The sequence below is a fragment of the Paraburkholderia sediminicola genome (assembly GCF_902859805.1).
In the GTDB taxonomy this organism is placed as follows: Bacteria; Pseudomonadota; Gammaproteobacteria; order Burkholderiales; family Burkholderiaceae; genus Paraburkholderia; species Paraburkholderia sediminicola.
Map to the genome: position 1 here is coordinate 1 of NZ_CADIKC010000007.1, position 17,289 is coordinate 17,289.

15 protein-coding genes are annotated in these 17,289 nt (G+C 56.9%); 8 read left to right on the top strand and 7 right to left on the bottom strand.

Features of this window, described 5'->3' with window-relative positions; genetic code table 11:
• Nucleotides 1-183: 183 nt before the first annotated feature.
• The 3 genes from R8871_RS23120 to R8871_RS23130 all read right to left on the bottom strand — a co-directional run bounded on the left by R8871_RS23120 (nt 184) and on the right by R8871_RS23130 (nt 3,387).
• Nucleotides 184-1,074 carry a plasmid partitioning protein RepB C-terminal domain-containing protein gene (locus tag R8871_RS23120; RefSeq protein ID WP_175052563.1) on the bottom strand — a complete coding sequence of 297 codons (891 nt, stop codon included), beginning with the start codon at nt 1,072-1,074 and terminating at the stop codon, nt 184-186.
• Nucleotides 992-2,632 (bottom strand): recombinase family protein, encoded by a 1,641-nt coding sequence (locus R8871_RS23125; protein ID WP_175052564.1) that lies wholly within the window; start codon nt 2,630-2,632, stop codon nt 992-994. The genes R8871_RS23120 and R8871_RS23125 overlap by 83 nt, the downstream gene beginning before the upstream one ends.
• A gap of 401 nt (nt 2,633-3,033) precedes the next feature.
• The gene (locus tag R8871_RS23130) at nt 3,034-3,387 is read right to left on the bottom strand and encodes a hypothetical protein (protein WP_175052565.1); all 354 of its coding nucleotides are present in this window, start codon (nt 3,385-3,387) and stop codon (nt 3,034-3,036) included.
• Nucleotides 3,388-4,132: 745 nt separating this feature from the next.
• On the opposite strand from R8871_RS23130, the gene R8871_RS23135 reads away from it, so the two are divergent.
• Both R8871_RS23135 and R8871_RS38865 read left to right on the top strand, forming a co-directional pair.
• Nucleotides 4,133-5,719: a recombinase family protein gene (locus tag R8871_RS23135; RefSeq protein WP_281370249.1), complete on the top strand. Its 1,587-nt coding sequence runs from the start codon at nt 4,133-4,135 to the stop codon at nt 5,717-5,719.
• A gap of 322 nt (nt 5,720-6,041) precedes the next feature.
• The gene (locus R8871_RS38865) at nt 6,042-6,626 is read left to right on the top strand and encodes a plasmid partitioning protein RepB C-terminal domain-containing protein (RefSeq protein WP_175052567.1); all 585 of its coding nucleotides are present in this window, start codon (nt 6,042-6,044) and stop codon (nt 6,624-6,626) included.
• Between the two features lie 208 nt (nt 6,627-6,834).
• Here R8871_RS38865 and R8871_RS23145 read toward each other — a convergent pair whose 3' ends face one another.
• Complete coding sequence (locus R8871_RS23145) at nt 6,835-7,152, bottom strand: hypothetical protein (RefSeq protein ID WP_175052568.1); 318 nt, start codon at nt 7,150-7,152, stop codon at nt 6,835-6,837.
• A gap of 215 nt (nt 7,153-7,367) precedes the next feature.
• On the bottom strand, nt 7,368-8,228 hold the full coding sequence (locus R8871_RS23150; protein WP_175052569.1) for a helix-turn-helix transcriptional regulator: 861 nt from the start codon (nt 8,226-8,228) through the stop codon (nt 7,368-7,370).
• A gap of 146 nt (nt 8,229-8,374) precedes the next feature.
• Between R8871_RS23150 and R8871_RS23155 the strand changes: the two genes are divergently transcribed.
• Both R8871_RS23155 and R8871_RS38940 read left to right on the top strand, forming a co-directional pair.
• A complete protein-coding gene (locus R8871_RS23155; protein ID WP_175052570.1) occupies nt 8,375-8,968 on the top strand; it encodes a hypothetical protein in 594 nt (197 codons plus the stop codon).
• Nucleotides 8,969-9,021: 53 nt separating this feature from the next.
• Complete coding sequence (locus R8871_RS38940; protein ID WP_456095317.1) at nt 9,022-9,441, top strand: DUF7665 family protein; 420 nt, start codon at nt 9,022-9,024, stop codon at nt 9,439-9,441.
• Here R8871_RS38940 and R8871_RS23160 read toward each other — a convergent pair.
• Nucleotides 9,398-9,826 (bottom strand): hypothetical protein, encoded by a 429-nt coding sequence (locus R8871_RS23160; RefSeq protein ID WP_175052571.1) that lies wholly within the window; start codon nt 9,824-9,826, stop codon nt 9,398-9,400. The genes R8871_RS38940 and R8871_RS23160 overlap by 44 nt on opposite strands.
• Nucleotides 9,827-9,903: 77 nt before the next feature.
• Here R8871_RS23160 and R8871_RS23165 point away from each other — a divergent pair, with 77 nt between their 5' ends.
• Together R8871_RS23165 and R8871_RS23170 are read left to right on the top strand one after the other, a co-directional pair.
• The gene (locus R8871_RS23165) at nt 9,904-11,241 is read left to right on the top strand and encodes a hypothetical protein (protein WP_175052572.1); all 1,338 of its coding nucleotides are present in this window, start codon (nt 9,904-9,906) and stop codon (nt 11,239-11,241) included.
• A 207-nt stretch (nt 11,242-11,448) separates the two neighbouring features.
• Nucleotides 11,449-12,282 carry a hypothetical protein gene (locus tag R8871_RS23170; protein WP_175052573.1) on the top strand — a complete coding sequence of 278 codons (834 nt, stop codon included), beginning with the start codon at nt 11,449-11,451 and terminating at the stop codon, nt 12,280-12,282.
• A 289-nt stretch (nt 12,283-12,571) separates the two neighbouring features.
• Here the strand turns inward: R8871_RS23170 and R8871_RS23175 are convergent, their stop codons facing one another.
• Nucleotides 12,572-14,374, bottom strand: a complete 1,803-nt coding sequence (locus R8871_RS23175) for a DEAD/DEAH box helicase (RefSeq protein WP_175052574.1) — start codon at nt 14,372-14,374, stop codon at nt 12,572-12,574.
• Nucleotides 14,375-15,292: 918 nt separating this feature from the next.
• On the opposite strand from R8871_RS23175, the gene groES reads away from it, so the two are divergent.
• Together groES and groL are read left to right on the top strand one after the other, a co-directional pair.
• Entirely contained in the window at nt 15,293-15,583 is a 291-nt protein-coding gene (groES, locus tag R8871_RS23180) for a co-chaperone GroES (protein ID WP_007178996.1), read from the top strand.
• A 54-nt stretch (nt 15,584-15,637) separates the two neighbouring features.
• On the top strand, nt 15,638-17,278 hold the full coding sequence (gene groL, locus R8871_RS23185; protein WP_054041672.1) for a chaperonin GroEL: 1,641 nt from the start codon (nt 15,638-15,640) through the stop codon (nt 17,276-17,278).
• Nucleotides 17,279-17,289 lie beyond the last annotated feature (11 nt).

The following is a 17,289-nucleotide window of genomic DNA, read 5'->3' on the forward strand; positions in this document are numbered from 1 at the left end:
GGAACACCAGCGTCTTTGTTCGACTTCAACCGAAACGCGTGTTCATCTTCCAGCGAAAACCCTGTTCGACATCAACCGAAATCTCTGTTCGGCTTCGGCGAAATGCGCACTTGAGCTTCAGCATTCGTGTTTCGGACGCGAAAGCTTGCCGCAGGATGGGCTGTGCGGTCGCATGAGGTTGATTCACGTTGCCTCCCTGAAAATTCGTTGTTGTAACGCGTGCGGCAGGGTAGCGAATCCCTCGCTCCTGAGCGTCTCCACAAAGTCGGGATTACCCAGCAGGTCGCGAAGCGCCTCGACCAGAAAATTCAGACGGATGTCGACGAGTTCGGCCTTTTTCACCAGCAGGCGCTGTTTCTCGCCTGCCTTGATGTACATCTTTCGCAATCGCTCGGGCGTGAGCGCCTGCGACTCCGTCGAAGATGTCCCGTGCCTGGGAATCGCGTTTCCTGTGAGCGCGCGGCGTTGGATCAGGCGACGGACGATGGCGATCTGTCGACCTTTTAGTGCGCCTGCGGCATATGCGTCCGCGAGTGCGCGCTGGACTTCAGTATCAGTAGCTCTCGAAATCTGGATTGCGAGAGCGATAGGGACCGTTCCGCTGTCAACGGCGGCGAGCAGTCGTTCTTCTCCATGCTCCATGAGCATCAGAACGTCCTGAAGGTAGGCGACCGACAATCCCACTTTCGTGGCGATTTCGGGGTCGCTGTAACCGGCGCCCCGGAGCGCGTCGATCTCACGCAACAGTTCCGGTGCCGAGTGGTTTCTTCGGGCGACGTTTTCAACCAGGCTCATCACCATGCAATCCTGCTCGCTACTCTCGACGACGTATGCCGGAATCTCGGCGTAGCCGAGCATCCTGACCGCCTCGAGTCGCCCTTGCCCGCATACGAGATCGAATGTCTCAACGCCATCGACATCTCCACGCCTGCTCACGGTAATGGGTCGTTTAAGGCCCACCGCACCGATGCTCTCTACGATCTCCTGATGCTTACGCCTGTTGCGTGCCCTCGGATTCAGGATCCTGATACGGTCCAGAGGGATGCTCGTTGTCCGGGATTGTTCCGCATGCATTGAATGCCTCCAGTGGACTACGTTCGGCGAGGGTCAGCAGGACTTTCAGGTTCAGATGTCGGAACATGTTCAGCCGTGAGCGGTTTTCTTCAGTAAGGATGGTGAGTTTTTCTGGCCCAAGACTACCCTTGGGAAAGACGAAGAAATCGAGGAATCCCTTTGCCATCCGGTCAGCCCGTGCAATCACCAGTAGATCGATCGGGTAAAGGGTTGGCCATGAAATTTTCCAGTGGAGAGGTCTGTAAATCGTGGCGGACGCAGCTCGCGCGGTGACCCGGAGACGGAGTTCCCCATTCACGCATATAACGGACCTGTCGGCTGAACTGACCACGTGATGGCCGGCCTCGGTCAGACGGGTGACGATAACTTCACACAGCCTTGTCTGCAGATGGCGAGCGTCGCGAACGACGTTCAGGTACTCATAGTTCCGATTCGTTTCGAAGCCGATCGCCTTGTAGGCTCGCGTTAGGCTTCCGAATCTGCGTCTGTAGTAGTTCTGCCCTGGCAGAAAAGGGTCTTTGCCTATCTCGACGGCAGAGAGGCGGCCAAGGCGATCTCGTAGAGCGGAAAGTCCCTCGAGCAGATCCTCATTCGAAAGTCTATGCGCCCGCCGGTCTCGTATCCGTTGGACGGCGTTGAATTCCTCAGCGCTCACGACTGGCCTGAACGCTCCGATCGCCCGGACCCATTCGGACGGCGGATTACAGATCCTGGGTGTGTTAAGGCGTACGGATGTACGGTTGTACACGTTATTGCCGACGTACTTCTCGGCGGTGAGCAGTTGAGCAATTGAGTCTCTGCGCCATGGGAGCCCCTGGGCGTTGCGCAAACCAAAGTCATTGAGACGCGTGGCAATGCGTCCAGTGGAGATTCCTCCTTCAATAAACCATTCGTAGACGCGGCGAATGAGAGCGACTTCGTTTGCGGGACCATGGATAATCGTGACGTGGTCCGACTGGATGTTTTTTCGCTCGTGGTTCCTGAGCGGGATTTTTTCGGTTCCCATGTCGTCGACGAGTAACCGGCGCAGGCCGTAGCCCGGCGCGGCTCCCTGCCGGAATCCACGTCCAGCTGCTCTGCACTGCCCCTGAAAGACCTTTGCAGAGAGCTCGCGACTGTACTCACCAGCCATCGCACGTTTCAGTGTTTTTATGATGTTCGACGCAGGGCTGCAGTCATTCTCGAAGGGTTCCTTGCAGTAGATGACCTGGACACCAGCGCAGCGGCACAGATACTCGTAATGCGCGCTCTCGTCGACTTCCTGAAACCGTCCCCATCTGCTTATGTCGTATACGAGCAGTACGTTGAAATCGCGCTCCTGTTTTTGTACGTCCAGAAGCAATTGACACAAGGCTGGTCGGTCGCGCAAGGTGAGGCCACTCCTGCCGGCATCCTCGTATGTCCGGATAATTTCTATCCGGTGCGCCTGGGCATACCCGGCGATTTCGAGCTTCTGGTTCTCCGGGGAGTACTTCTGGTATTCCGTGGACATGCGCACATACTGCGCGGCTAATAGTGCAGTATCGCTTCGTCCACGAACCCGAAAACGGGGAGCCATGGAAAATGTCCGCCGATTCAAAGCTCCGTGATAGCGGTTCAGACAGGGAAGTCAAGAAGCTTTCGCGCAGGACCCTGCCGGCTTTGGATTTGACCAGGCGCAATCGTGTAATGGTCGGCGCCCGGTCGAAGTCTGGCTCCGGTCATCATTTCTCGCCCGCACGAATGTGCTTCTCTGCAGGTTGCGAGGGTCAGCGTCGGCATCATGATCCCGTCACGACGCACTTCCATGACGCTCCATGAAAGCCAGTTATCGAATTCCTTGAATGACCGTTTTCTGCAGCCCTGAATGGCTTAAACGGGTCGATTTCGCCCGATGCGACGTCCGCCATTCTCATTCGACGAGCGCGACACCCTAGTCAACGTCGATAGCTACACGGTCGAAGGCAGTGTGATTCGAGGTCATGCTTCCCCGCTCAGCTCGGCCACGCAAGCTGAGTAGATTTCACACACAACAGGCGATCGATAGTCCAGTCTCCAGCCGTCCGTGAACAGTCTTGCCAGGTATTCCGTGTCGCCGAAGCCCGGCAGACCTGTCAAGTCGAGCGCGATCTTTTCTGAGAGAGCACCAAGTTGCACTCGCTCTGACCAGTTGGCCGTCGCGCCGTTTCCTGCAAGCCAGATGCGGGTCGACTCGACGAGGTGATCTGTGCGTAGCCAATCACCGCTGCGCGCCCTGGCGACAAGCTGCGCTATTGCAAGATAACAGAGCAGTTCGGCGCGTGCTTCCTCGTCCAATCCGGTAGATTTGATCATCAGTTGTACCGCATCCGGTCAGCATTGTGTCGTGCTGCTTTAGTTGCAACGTGAACACCTCGCGAAGTGTCCCGAACCCCGCATGGTTGATCGTGAGCACTGTTCGTCTGGGTGACGTCCAGCATGTTGGCACAGACGATAATCGTACGTCGACGGCCGTCCTCGATAACAGTCGTCGCATGAAGGCGAACCCCGGTGCATTTGTTCGCCTGTGTTCCGTTCAATGGAACCTCCGTGCAGCGTCAGAAGCAGCAGCTTTCGGGAAGGCAGCGTCAACCTGGGCAGAAGAATGGTCCTGCCAACGTGGGCCACGCATCGACTTTCTCGCAGGACCTGCTCCTGCCAACGTTAAGACCCCGTAGTTAGTGTATGGCGGCTTCAGCGGAGTCGGAGCAATTTCGCCGATTTAGCAACCTGTCGCATATTGCCGATTTCAGCCGTCCGACGCCCGTGCACGGATCGTCAGCGACCGGAGCAGAGTGACGCTGAACTGAGTGAATAAGCCTTCACAACCGTGATCGCATGAATCTCACGGGAGCTGCGTCCGGGCTTTAAGCGTTCGTAGCCCTGCGAATTACCGGCCCCAGGTAATTCCACGCGCAACGTCGCCGCGAATGTTTCTGATGCAGGGCTGGAGCGGGCGCAGGGCAATAATGTCGGCCGCCTCTCGCGGCAAGCGTCATCGCCGATCTTGACTTCGTGGCGAAAAACACTAGCACTGAAGCTTACCGTCAGTCGAGCCTCCATGTCCCCCGCACGGACGCCTTCTACTCACCCGGCTGCGCCGCCTCGGGCCGCGCAGTACATTCGCATGTCCACCGATCACCAGGAGTACTCTCCGCTCTTTCAGCGCGAAGCGATTGCCCGGTATGCAGCCACGCACAATATACGGATCGTGCGGGACTACGAAGACGCGGGCATCAGCGGTCTCACATTGCGCGATCGGCCGGCGTTGATCCAACTGCTGCTCGATGTGGAAAATCCCGCTCGCAGGTTTTCCAGCGTTCTCGTGTACGACGTCAGTCGCTGGGGACGTTTCCAGGATGTCGATGAGAGCGCCTTCTATGAGTACACATGCCGCCGCGCTGGCGTGAACATTATTTATGTCGCTGAGCCCTTTGAGAACGACGGTAGTCCACTTTCGTCGGTGTTGAAAGCGATGAAGCGGGCGATGGCCGGTGAATTCAGTCGGGAGATGTCGCGCAAGATATTTCTAGGCCACTGTCTGAACGTCCAGCGCGGATTTCACACTGCGGGGCCTGTGGGTTACGGTCTGCGCCGCGTGCTCGTCAATGCCCGCAGGGAGATCCGACAACCACTTGGCCGCCATGAATACAAGAACGTGCAGACCGATCGTGTCATCGTTGTCCCGGATTCCACGGGCGAAGCGGCCATCGTTCGTAAAATGTTCGAGTGGTATGCGACGCAACCGGTCACGGCGACTGGCATAGCGCGACGCCTGAACGACTTTGGGATCGTCAACGCGGGCGGGCACCCCTGGCAGGGGCAGAACGTCATGCAGATCCTACGCAATGAGAAATACATCGGCACCAACGTGTACAGTCGCACGACGTCCAAACTCGATAGTCCTTGGCGACAGGTTCCCCATGACGAGTGGATAAGGGTACCGGGCGCGTTCGCCGCTGTGGTTGACAGGCGGCTCTTTGCGGCGGTTCAGGCCAGGCTCGCGCATAGCCGGCGCGGACCGACGCGTGAAGAGATCATTGAAGGCATGCGCAAGGTCATAAGCCGGACAGGCAAAATCAACCAGAAGTTACTGAGACACTACCGAAGCGCGCCATCGGCGGAGCAGGTGGCGCACGAGTTTGGCAGTCTCAACGAAGCGTACAAAGTCATCGGCTACGCGCCGAACCTCGATCCGGAGCGCTCCGAAAACCGATGCGTCGAACGCCGTATGGAACGACACGTCGCGGACAGTGTTACTGCGATGCTGTGCGAACTCGGACACGAGGTTCGCTATGAAAAGCACACCGCCACGCTGTGCGTAGATGGCGCGCTACGGATGCAACTGGTCGTGCGCCGTCCGTGGATGATCCAGGGACACCTGCCGTACTGGACCGCACGTTGGCCGGACTGCTTCGCGATCGACTTTCTGATTTATGTTCGTATCGAACGCGCGGGCACAGAACTGCTTGATTTCCATATCCTGCCGCGCGGCAGTCTCCGTGCAGGCGAATACACCGTGGTGTTCCGTCATGGCCAGTCCCATTTTGAACCGTACCGACGTCTCGATCTGAAAGCACTGCTTGCGCTAGCAGACACTGTTTCGCTCGAAGTGCTGCCGACGGTCCCCAGTTCGGCCGTGAGGTAGATGCTATGGCACGGGCGATTCCAGTCAGTCCGGATCTGGCTGTCCCGGCGGACGGCCAGGGTCAGGCCTCGTTGCGCGACGACCGGTGTCCCGCGAACCGGAAATCAACGCCCGAAGCCAGGGCGCGAAAGGTTTTCATGCTCGAACGCGCGCGGCAGCAGACTCTTTTTAGACGGATGGAATCCGTCCGAACGGAGATGGCCGTTCTGGAAAACGTACTGCGAGAGCTATTGTCCGATCCCGCGTTTGTGGCGCTGCTAAGACGTCAGGGGTTCGTTACGATGCCACGACTGCTTCGAGATCGCCTGAGCGGAAGGAATTCATGACCACCGCCCGTCCTGCCAGATTCGTCGCCCGGGCCGTGGAGAGCTCCACAGGACCGGCAGGTCCGGCAGGCATCTGTCCGGAGGCACTCGCACTGCTGGCTGGATACCGACTGCCGGACCGCACTGTGGCTGCGCTCAGACGGATGGTCACATTGCGTCAGTTGGCCGCAGCGCTGGTGATGGTTGGGGAGGACAACTGTTCGGGCGATCTTGCGCGCGCGTTACTCGCAGCCACTCGTGCATCACAACGCGCCGACGACCCGCGCGGCCGGCAGTCTGACCGCCATCGCGCAAGGCTGCTTTCCAGGATGGAAAAGGGTCTTACGCACATGCAGGAGACGGTACGGTTCTTGACGCCGAGCTATCACGATGACCTTTGCTGTCTCGCCTTGGCCGCAAGCTTCGTCAGGGGCTGGATGCGTGATGACGTCGTCACAGCATGGCTACAGTCACACACTCCGGGCGCCGCCACGACACTCGGGCGGCTTGTATCAGCTTCGGAGACGGCGACTGCACCGAAGCGGCGGATGAAATTGCCGTATGCACCCGCCACTCAGACAGCGTATCGCAAGCGGCGTTGAACGGAACCCGACGTGCAGGCTTTGGAGAAATAGCTCGCTGTGGTGTGAACTACAGGCGTCGACACCTTTGAAAGAGGCCGAGCCTATCACTTGTATTGCGACGTCGAGATTGTGGCGTTCCGAGCGGGAGAGCAGGACGCGCGCAAGCTATCATCCCGCACCGGCCGCCGTTGTTACGCGGATCCGCTTGCGTTCGATCATGGTCTGGTTAAACGGGATCAGTCGGCTCGTCATAACGATGGACCGAGCCACGCATCCGATCGAGTGGCGCTGTCTTGTCGCTGTCGCACGCTGACTTCCACCGCTCGGACGAGACGTTAGTGTGCAAACCGAGCTGCTTGGCCGTTTCGATTGGCAGGCGCACAACCACGTCAGCACCACCTCGCTCCCGTGTTTGCAGTTCCACGCTGACACCGCGCAGTTCCAGATAGACAACGCCCACTTCGAACACTTCTTCGTAGAAATGCCAGGAAGGTTCGCCAACCTGTTCCGAATGATGATGCGCCAAGGTCGCTTTGGTGCTCATAGTTTGCTCCTGTGTAGCCAAGTGCTCATAGGCTCAATCAAATGTCCAAAAGTGATCTGCCGCGCATGTCCGCTGCCTCGTTGCCGGGCAAGCCACAAAGCACTACAGCCAATTTTGATAAAGCGCTCAAATAGGTTTCCGCAGCAGCGATTTGTTGCGCCGTCGTGATCCCGACATCCGTTCGCTTCGTGGTTAGTGGCGATATGTTGCTGTCGTTAGGCGGCTGAGGCGTATCCAGGCGCGATCTCTAATGTTTCTACGCCATACAGTGTCTCTCTATTTCTTAGCCACAGTTGATACTCGTTCCCCTCGAGCCGATGGTCGGGAGAGCAGTCAACGTTCCACCGGCGCAAAAAATAGCCCGCCGCGGCCGCTCTAACACGCGACCGTAGCACTCCATCTTCCATACCGTATTCAAAAGCTGTTGTCTCGGCGTGGGGGCGCTTGGGATGCGGCACAAGTTCAAGTTCAACGATGCGGTTCCATTGAATGTCGTACTCCCAATGCTCCTGGGAAAGAGGAATGGAGTTCTCCAATTCTGGGTTGCTGATTCGTGCGATTACGAAATCGGAAAATCGGTTCCGACGGCGATCGAAGGCGCGTATGTGCCATCGAAGCCCGTTGTCCACTAACGCGAACGGAGCGATTTGTCGGCGTGTCTCCCCGCTGCTGTGAGACCTGTAGTCGATCGAGATGATGTGTCGGCGATTTATTGCTTTTGTGATGACGGCGACTACTCGCGGGTCCGGACGGTCCAACTGAATCGGAAGGTCACATCTGAGCAGCGGCTTTTTTTCTTGGCGTGGAAGGGCTAAATGGCCGTGCGCGATTGTCGCCAACGCATCTGCGCTTTCATGTGCGTACAAAGGCGAGAAGCTTTCACTCGGGAGATAGCTGCGTTCCGCGTGGCTGTATTCGAGATTCTCTGGGCGCTGCTCGCGATATTGGGTGAGATCCCGGGTCGCGGCAGGTTCAGAGATGCCAAAGCGATCGGTTAGGTCTTGTCTGCTGACGTCACCAAGAAACATCAGTCGAAAATCGATGAATCTTAGTCGCTCGTCTTGGGCGGTGGTCATTCAAATCTCCTCGGGTACTGGGCAAAGGATCGCGCATTTTACGATGATGCGCAACACGCATCATCATGATCTGTTTACATCATCAAAACGATCTGGTACATTAATCTTGTCGATCAGGTCTCGCGTTCGACAGGTGATCGGCGGCCTTGGCCGATCTTGCGATTGAAATAAAATTGAAAGGTTTGGCTATGGGTACCCATGAAATGGAACACGCCGACGACCATCGCGCCGTTAAGGGTGCGGTGGCGGCTCACAACTTCTCTGTGCCCGTGAAGACTGGCCTCTCAGAGGAACGGATTGTTACGCTCTGCGAGGGCCAGAGCGTAACAACGATTCTTCAGATTATTTCTGTCGAACGCGGTTGCGCCATCGAAGAACTGGTCCTCGTCCGCGAGGGCGAAGACGAACAATTGATAGAGGCAATGCTGGTTGATGCGGACTATCCCCATCAACGCCGTCATCACGTCCATCATGTCGGTCAGGTTGCGGTGACGATCTATTACCAGGCTGGCGAACATCGTGGCGAATTCAAGCGGCGCGAACCTCTCGAAAAGCTTCTTGCCTGGGCTATTGAAGTGTTCAACATTGATCCGAGCATGGCGACTGAATTTGAACTCGCCCGCCACGGTCAGAAAGAAGAGTTGCCCTTGACTGAACATGTGGGCCATCTCGCCGGCCGTCAGCACGAGCTCGCGCTTGATCTTGTCCGCGGTGATATCGCCAACGGGAGCTGCCTGTGATTGTCGACCCGAGCGCGGCTCGCGTCGAGGCCGACTTTCAGGACAGTGACTTTGTGAGCGGCTTAGAGACTGGTCGTTGGCGGGTCATTGCTTACACCTTTCCAACGCTCGACTTTGCGATCTCGGCGACCGAGCCGGACGGATCGCACAGCGAGTATGGGTTCAGGGCGGAGCTATCCAATTACCCCGGTCAGTCACCGACGGTCCGGATTTGGGACCATAAGGTCAACCAGCCGCTGGCAATCGATCGACGTCCGAAAGGCGGTCAGCGTGTCCTTATTACGTTCCAGCATTGGGGATCTGACACAGTCTATCGACCTTGGGAAAGGATGACGGGTCCACACAACAACAACGCTGCTAACTATCCCCACTTGGCATGGCGCCCTGAGCGGCGCCTGACGTTCATCTTCGAGGACCTGTATGGCATCCTTAATAGCAACGCTCGCGCGCGCTGCGTTCGGACCGCGGCCTGAAATCTTCTGTGACGCGGCGGTCTGGGATGCGGGTGTCGCAGAACTTCGTCGGCGCGCGGCGGGCCGTCGCGAGAGCGGCGCGTTCCTTTTGGGCACGAAGACAAAGGCGCGGCGCATTGAAGAATTTGTTTTCTATGACGACATCGATCCGAACGCGTTGCGAACTGGCATCGTCGAGATCGACGGCCGCCGGCTTGGGGACCTTTGGAATCATTGCCGGAAGACGGGCAAGAATGTCGTCGCCGATGTACACGTCCATCCAGGCGGCTTTCAGCAAAGCCAATCTGATCAGGCGAATCCGATCGTGGCGGAAGTCGGCCACGTCGCTTTCATCCTTCCTCACTACGCGGCCAAGGAAACGCGCCCAGGCGCAATTGGTGTCCACGAATATCTGGGAGCACGGCACTGGCGCGATCGTAGCCACGAACGTCCGTCCCCGGTTCATATCGGATGGTGGCCAAAATGGCATTAGATCGTCATGTCTCGCGCCTTGCAAAGATTCTCGTCGACAGTGAACAGATAACGTTCGATGAAGCACAGGGAAGATTGCGAGCGCTAACCCTTGAGATAGTAGTTGGCCCCGATGCAGTGTCTCCTGCCGCCCATGCCGCTGTGCTGACCGCCGTATCGGTAGGCCGCCGAACTTTTGTCGGTGGTGTCCGGGTGATTGGCGCCGTTGACCAACTGCATAATTCTGCGTTTCCTTTGTCCTCGGCCGCGCTTGGCGACGCCGCGACGGAAGTCGGGGCTCATGACTTCGAAGGCGTGCCTTCGCGCAGAATCGTTATCGGAACTGCGCCGATGCCGGAGGACGACTGGTCTGTAGGGGTCTGGTGGAACGGATGGCGGGCCGGTACGGCGCACCCTCAGGCGTGCGTTTGCGAGCATAGTGGCAATCCGCTCGTGGGAATCGCTGCCGCGGCGCTGGCCGTTGGTATGGCCTTTCAGGCCGAACGGGGACAGTGCTTCGATTTGCGGTCGGAAGTCGAACTCTGGACGACGGTCGAGGGAAAAGAGGATGCCCCGGGCTTTTCGGAGGTTTTTCTGCCCGGAGCCCTGTGGCTGATTGGGCTAGGAAACCTTGGTCAAGCATTCCTCTGGGCGCTGGCCGCGCTGCCATATGAAAATCCCAGCGAAGTCTCTCTTGTCCTCCAAGACCGAGACAAGATCAGCGAAGAAAATTGGGCCACGTCGGTCCTTGTTGGAGACGATACCTATGGGGTTCTTAAGACGCGGATTGCGGAGCAATGGGCGTTGCGCAAGGGCTTCGACGTAAGACGTATTGACAGGATGCTTGCCGCCACAGACCGACTCGATGACGCTGACCCGCGCATTGCGCTCTGTGGTGTCGACAAAATCGAGGCACGCAAGCGTTTGGCCAGTATCGGGTTCGACTGTATCGTCGATGCGGGGCTGGGCCGGAGTGCGAGCGATTTCGATCGTTACCGCGTAACCATATTCGACAGTGCGCGGCCAATCGACAAACACTTCGCGAACCAAACGGATGCGAAGACTGACGATGAAATTCCTCAGGTGCACGCTTATCAGCACCTGTTGGGGGAAATCGGTCGCTGTGGAGCGGCGGAGGTGGTCGGGGCGAGCGTCGCCGCGCCATATGTGAGCGCGCTGGCCGCGGTAGTTGCTGTTTCTCGGCTGATCGCAATAACGTCTGGCTGCAAGTGCCCGTCAAGCGAGGTCGGCCGACTTTCTTCATTGAACATGCGTCGCGTTGCTCCGATCGTCGACATCGATGCCAGAGGCGCGCGTCACGCTGGCAATCCAAAGGGATACGAGCGATAAAAGCGGGTCGTGCGGGGCGGTACGCGTACTTCGGTCCTTTGCTTTCACGAGCGAACGTTTAATCCGAGGGACGTCGTTCAAAGAGCATCAACTGAAAGCATCAACCGAAAATCCCACATTCCACATCCCGCAGCGCACATTGCTCCGCGGTCCAATCACGTAATACATTTACTCACGACTATGAGCAAGCGAACAAACAGCCGTACCTTGGCAATTCGACTATCAAGAAAGAAAAGAAGCGAATCCGTAACCAAGCGATTCGGGCTTGTCGACGTCGCGGCGATTGTGGCCGTCTTCGCGTTGGTCATGTGCGAATTCATGTTTCCGCTTGCCGACAAGGACTTTAGTGAGCAGGCTGCGCAACCTTTGGTAACCCTGAAATTGCTAGCAGCTCCTGCTGAAAATGCGATGGAGCGATTCGACAAGGCTCGAAGCGAATTTTTTGAAAACACCATGGGACACACTCGAGATATTGGTGCCGTAGGTATGGACGCGGACCAACTCCTCGGTTTGGAACTTCAATATCTCTCCTACTATCGCGTCGCCAGCGTAGTCCTACTCGATGAGCTAAGTCGTATGCAGATGCTGGAAAACGACATATCGAAAGTTGAGACGTCCATCTTGGCAAAACAGCTACCGTCCAGTTTTAACGTACTTATTGCACTCCAGCCAAAGCTTGACGATTGTTTCAAGAAGGCGTTCACGGCCCAACACGCAATCGACGCCGCCTTGCAAGCCGGGCCGAACGAAACCACCAAGACGTCCTTGATGATATCGACGTTGAGCATCCTTCCAGATTTTATTCGCGTCAAAAAAGCGCATTGGTTGGATTGTCAGAATAGCCTTATCGAGTTCGACAGGCGGTTGAGCGACGTGGCTGCAGCGTACCCAGCCGTTATCGAACAGTTAGATGCTCGCTCCGAATGGCAAAAGAAGATGCGCACTGTAATGCGTTGGCTTGCCACGTTGCTACTCTTTTACTGCGGACAGTTGTATCGGCGTCGATGGATGGAGGCTGCATCCTCGACACTCGGTGGCTAGGCGGCGATGCTAGATCCCGAGCCGGCGGCGTCAGTCTATGCGCCGCCCGTTTGCGACTGCTACCTGCTAAGACGCCCCTTCGTCTTGCGGCTTTAGTTTTTGCAATTCAGTCAGCTTGGCAATGTCTCGCTCGATAATCGTTTGGGCACAAGCGGCGCAGTAGTGCTCCCAGCTACGTCCAGTTCGAACCTTCAGGCGAACATCACCTTTTTGGATGCGATGTTTTGCATTCGCTTGGCAATTGTGTGCGTGCAGTGCTCTATCGACCTGCACCTGATCGATTAGAGATCTAGTTGCCATTAAACACCTCGGCCACAGCAATTGCGACGAGCTCGCCAAACCTAGCTTCGATCAGGTCTAGTTCCTGCCGCGAAAAGTCGTGACGTTGACCAGCACTTCGACCAACGGCAGCATTCACCTGCCGATCAATCGCGGATTTGAGAACAATCAAGTTCTGACGACCGAGCCGTTGACGATCTAGGTCGCTCCCACCCGGATTGATGCCGCGCGCCTGGAGGATGCGTGCAGCCTCGTTCATGCTTCGCGTGGCGAGCGTTGATCGCATTGCTTGGCGTTGTGCAACCTTCGTGGTCGGCACAGGCTTCAGCGTTTGACTTCCTGGATCGAATTCGTTTGGAATGAGTCCGCGCTCTTGTAGTAGTCGGATTGCGGCAGCCTCATCTCCTGCTAGCAGTGGCAATTCTTCGATGTGAACTTCCGACTGAGCGCGAACTTCGACCTCTACCTCCTGCCTCACGTCTGGGACTATCTCACGTTCGCTTTCTGAGCTGCCCGGGTCCATACCCTCCAACGGAAGTAACTGATCGAAATATTCTTGGTCGGCCTGACTGTACTCTTGAAAATCCGACCATTGGCGGGCGATGTTTGCGCCCGCATGGAACACGACGACGCCACGGTTTTCGGGGTGATCTGGTGCGTTTTGCCGAATTACCCGCATAACACGACCCACGAATTGCACAAAGGGCGACAGGTTGCTGAATATGCTGAAAACTGCCGCAACAGAGAGGTATGGATGATCGAAGCCTTCTCCGAGCTTTCGTACTTGCACGATAACGTCCAGTTCGTGCCCCTCGAGTCGCTGCATAACCCGCTGGTTCGCCGCGCCATCTTGCCGAGAATGCACATAATCTGCTCGCTGCCCTCGTGCTCGGTATGCTTCGACAATCTGGGCGCAGTGTTCGAAGTTCAAGGCGGACGCAATGATCTTGAGGCGAGATTCGCCCGTCTCGTCACGCAAGCGCTGTAGCTCCCGGATAGAGGCATCGACGATGGTATTGAGGGTCTCGGCAGATGTAACGATGCTCCGGCGAAAATCCGCTTCTTGCTCGCCCAAGCGGCGGACTTCATCTAGCGTGACTTCGATTTCTTGTCCGTCGGCTCGTCGAACATAACGTAGCGTGCGCGGATTGAGTTGAACTGCCTTGAGATGCTTAACGTAGCCTTCACGTATCGCACGGGAGATAGGATAAGAATAGAGTACCCGCCCCGCCATTATTTGGCCATCGGCGCGCATGGGTGTTGCACTGAAATTGACGATACGCGCTTGTGGGAAACGATTCTTAAGCACCTCCCACGTTGCGGCGACGCTATGATGCCCTTCGTCAAATAGGATCAGATCGAAGAAGTCGTCAGGTAGATTTTGCAGCCAGCGATTTTCGTCGCCTTGCAACTGCTGAATGTTAGTCACGACGACGTCAGCCTCTTCTAAGTCGGCGCGATTTGTAGTCGTTCCGCGTATCTCTACCGGTTCCGGGTAGGGGCCAACGTCCAAGACGTGACATTTCTGATAAAACATTCGCGGATTGGTCGGATTGAAATCCGATTCAAGTTGGCTCGCAATCGAGACCCCGGGCGCAACCACGAGCGCTCGACTTGATCGAAATGCGAAAGGTGCGAGTGTTATCGTGCCGGACTTTCCACATCCAACGGGCAGGACTATTCCGACTTCTCTCTCGGTTTCGGAAGGGGCATTCGCATATTCAACGAGCGCCTGGAATGCTTCGCGTTGCGGAGTTCGGATATGTTGATTTCCAGCAATATCGGGTCGCCGGTCTTGAAACGGTTTGGTCATTGTTTTTCCTTGTATGTTTCCGATTGCTCCGTGCACCGTGTGGATCGCGGCGGCCGGTGCGACGTGCGTACTCTCATTGCACAAAGCGCCCTCGGTTGACGACAAGTTACTGTTGCAGAGTCAGTTCTAGGCTCCGGGGGAAACCTGAGACAACCAACGCCGCCGGTAATTTTGGCCGGATCTAGCCTGCCGCTTTTCATCTAAGGAAAACAATACACCATACCTAGTGCGATTTTTGGCCTTGTCTTCAATCTGAGGCTGCGCGGCTTGGGTTTGGCCGCGTTGTAGTGCGTTGGCCGCAGCACGGCGTGGAAGGATTTTTGAGCGCGAGCGTTGCAGAATGGGGGCGTTTGACCACAGGATGTGAGGTTTCTCGCTAGCGAGTGCCTTCAGTTACGTCGTTATCGCATTGCCTGCCCGGTGATGAATTAGTCGGGCAACTGAATCCAGAGCGGTTACACGAGAAGAGCGATAGGGGCGCGGCCGCGAGTCGCAACGTGTTTTTTGAACTCCCCGAGCGCGCCTGATGAGTGTGATCAATTCCGGGGTTTACCCTCGGCCGAATGCCGCTCGCTAAGTTTTGCAAGGCGACATCATCAGAAATGGCTAGGTGTCGTGCCGGCGCGCGCGACCCTGCAGCACGGCGACGCCGATTCTAAGTCATTGTTTTTTTATGGAAAGTTCGCGCCATTGCGGTGTCCGGACGTCGGTTGCGAGTTCAAACTTAAGTGAACAAAGTTCAAAGTTAAGTGAATCTCGACAACCGACAACTGTCAAGGCGACATCCCTTCTTGAATTTGTCACCACCCGTCCATATAATTAGCACTCGCTGCACGAGAGTGCTAACAACATCGCCGGTTGGCTCAGCCAGCCGGGTTTTCTCAGCGTTCTTCAGTCTCAATCAAGAGAGGAGTATGTATGAACCTTCGTCCTTTGCATGATCGCGTGATCGTCAAACGTCTGGATCAAGAAACCAAGACCGCGTCGGGCATCGTGATCCCCGAAGCCGCAGCAGAAAAGCCGGATCAAGGCGAAATTCTGGCAGTCGGCCCGGGCAAGCGTGACGACAAAGGCGCACAAATCGCCCTCGACGTGAAAGTTGGTGACCGCGTCCTGTTCGGCAAGTATGCAGGCCAGACCGTCAAGGTCGACGGCAACGAACTGCTCGTGATGCGCGAAGAAGACATCATGGCCGTGGTGCAGAAGTAAGCGCCAGTCGCTACTTTTCCCGGTCATATCCCAAAGAATTCAAGGAGTTAGAAGATGGCAGCTAAAGACGTCGTATTCGGTGATTCCGCCCGTGCCAAGATGGTTGAAGGCGTGAACATCCTCGCGAACGCTGTGAAGGTCACGCTGGGCCCGAAGGGTCGCAACGTTGTCCTGGAACGCAGCTTCGGCGGCCCGACGGTCACGAAGGATGGTGTTTCGGTCGCGAAAGAGATCGAACTGAAAGACAAGCTCCAGAACATGGGCGCACAAATGGTCAAGGAAGTTGCTTCCAAGACCAGCGACAACGCAGGTGACGGCACCACGACCGCAACGGTTCTGGCTCAGTCGATCGTCCGCGAAGGCATGAAGTACGTTGCATCGGGCATGAACCCGATGGACCTGAAGCGCGGTATCGACAAGGCTGTGTTCGCTGCGATCGAAGAACTGCGCAAGATCAGCAAGCCTTGCACGACCAACAAGGAAATCGCTCAAGTCGGTTCGATCTCGGCAAACAGCGACTCGTCGATCGGCGATCGTATCGCTGAAGCGATGGACAAGGTTGGCAAGGAAGGCGTCATCACCGTTGAAGACGGCAAGTCGTTGCAAGACGAGCTGGACGTTGTCGAAGGTATGCAATTCGACCGCGGCTACCTGTCGCCGTACTTCATCAACAACCCGGACAAGCAAGTTGCTGTGCTCGAAAACCCGTTCGTGCTCCTGCACGACAAGAAGGTCTCGAACATCCGTGATCTGCTGCCGGTACTGGAACAAGTCGCTAAGGCTGGCCGTCCGCTGCTGATCATCGCAGAAGACGTCGAAGGCGAAGCGCTGGCTACGCTGGTTGTGAACAACATCCGCGGCATCCTGAAGACGGTTGCTGTCAAGGCTCCGGGCTTCGGCGATCGTCGTAAGGCCATGCTGGAAGACATCGCGATCCTGACCGGCGGTCAAGTTATCGCTGAAGAAACCGGCCTGACGCTCGAAAAGGCAACGCTGGCTGAACTGGGCCAGGCGAAGCGTATCGAAGTGGGCAAGGAAAACACGACGATCATCGACGGCGCTGGCGAAGCTGCAACGATCGAAGCACGTGTGAAGCAAGTTCGCACGCAAATCGAAGAAGCTACGTCGGACTACGACCGTGAAAAGCTGCAAGAACGCGTGGCCAAGCTGGCCGGCGGTGTTGCGGTGATCAAGGTCGGTGCTGCGACCGAAGTCGAAATGAAGGAAAAGAAGGCACGTGTCGAAGACGCACTGCACGCAACGCGCGCAGCTGTGGAAGAAGGCATCGTTGCTGGCGGCGGCGTCGCACTGATCCGTGCACGTACGGCAATCGCTGGCCTGAAGGGCGCTAACGCCGATCAGGACGCAGGTATCAAGATCGTGCTGCGCGCGATGGAAGAGCCGCTGCGTCAGATCGTCACGAACGGTGGCGAAGAAGCCAGCGTCGTGGTGGCAGCTGTTGCTGCTGGCACGGGCAACTACGGCTACAACGCTGCAACCGGCGAGTACGTCGACCTGGTTGACGCAGGTGTCGTGGACCCGACGAAGGTGACGCGCACGGCGCTGCAAAACGCAGCTTCGGTCGCTGGCCTGCTGTTGACCACCGACGCAGCTGTTTGCGAACTGCCGAAGGAAGATGCTCCGATGGGCGGCGGTATGCCCGGCGGCATGGGCGGCATGGGCATGGACATGTAATTTTCGATTGA

What these genes read in the sequence shown, in the direction of transcription:
- R8871_RS23120 (WP_175052563.1), bottom strand. Translation starts at nt 1,074, where the DNA reads ATGCATGCGGAACAATCCCGGACAACGAGCATCCCTCTGGACCGTATC.
- R8871_RS23125 (WP_175052564.1), bottom strand. Translation starts at nt 2,632, where the DNA reads ATGGCTCCCCGTTTTCGGGTTCGTGGACGAAGCGATACTGCACTATTA.
- R8871_RS23130 (WP_175052565.1), bottom strand. Translation starts at nt 3,387, where the DNA reads ATGATCAAATCTACCGGATTGGACGAGGAAGCACGCGCCGAACTGCTC.
- R8871_RS23135 (WP_281370249.1), top strand. Translation starts at nt 4,133, where the DNA reads ATGTCCCCCGCACGGACGCCTTCTACTCACCCGGCTGCGCCGCCTCGG.
- R8871_RS38865 (WP_175052567.1), top strand. Translation starts at nt 6,042, where the DNA reads ATGACCACCGCCCGTCCTGCCAGATTCGTCGCCCGGGCCGTGGAGAGC.
- R8871_RS23145 (WP_175052568.1), bottom strand. Translation starts at nt 7,152, where the DNA reads ATGAGCACCAAAGCGACCTTGGCGCATCATCATTCGGAACAGGTTGGC.
- R8871_RS23150 (WP_175052569.1), bottom strand. Translation starts at nt 8,228, where the DNA reads ATGACCACCGCCCAAGACGAGCGACTAAGATTCATCGATTTTCGACTG.
- R8871_RS23165 (WP_175052572.1), top strand. Translation starts at nt 9,904, where the DNA reads ATGGCATTAGATCGTCATGTCTCGCGCCTTGCAAAGATTCTCGTCGAC.
- R8871_RS23175 (WP_175052574.1), bottom strand. Translation starts at nt 14,374, where the DNA reads ATGACCAAACCGTTTCAAGACCGGCGACCCGATATTGCTGGAAATCAA.
- groES (WP_007178996.1), top strand. Translation starts at nt 15,293, where the DNA reads ATGAACCTTCGTCCTTTGCATGATCGCGTGATCGTCAAACGTCTGGAT.
- groL (WP_054041672.1), top strand. Translation starts at nt 15,638, where the DNA reads ATGGCAGCTAAAGACGTCGTATTCGGTGATTCCGCCCGTGCCAAGATG.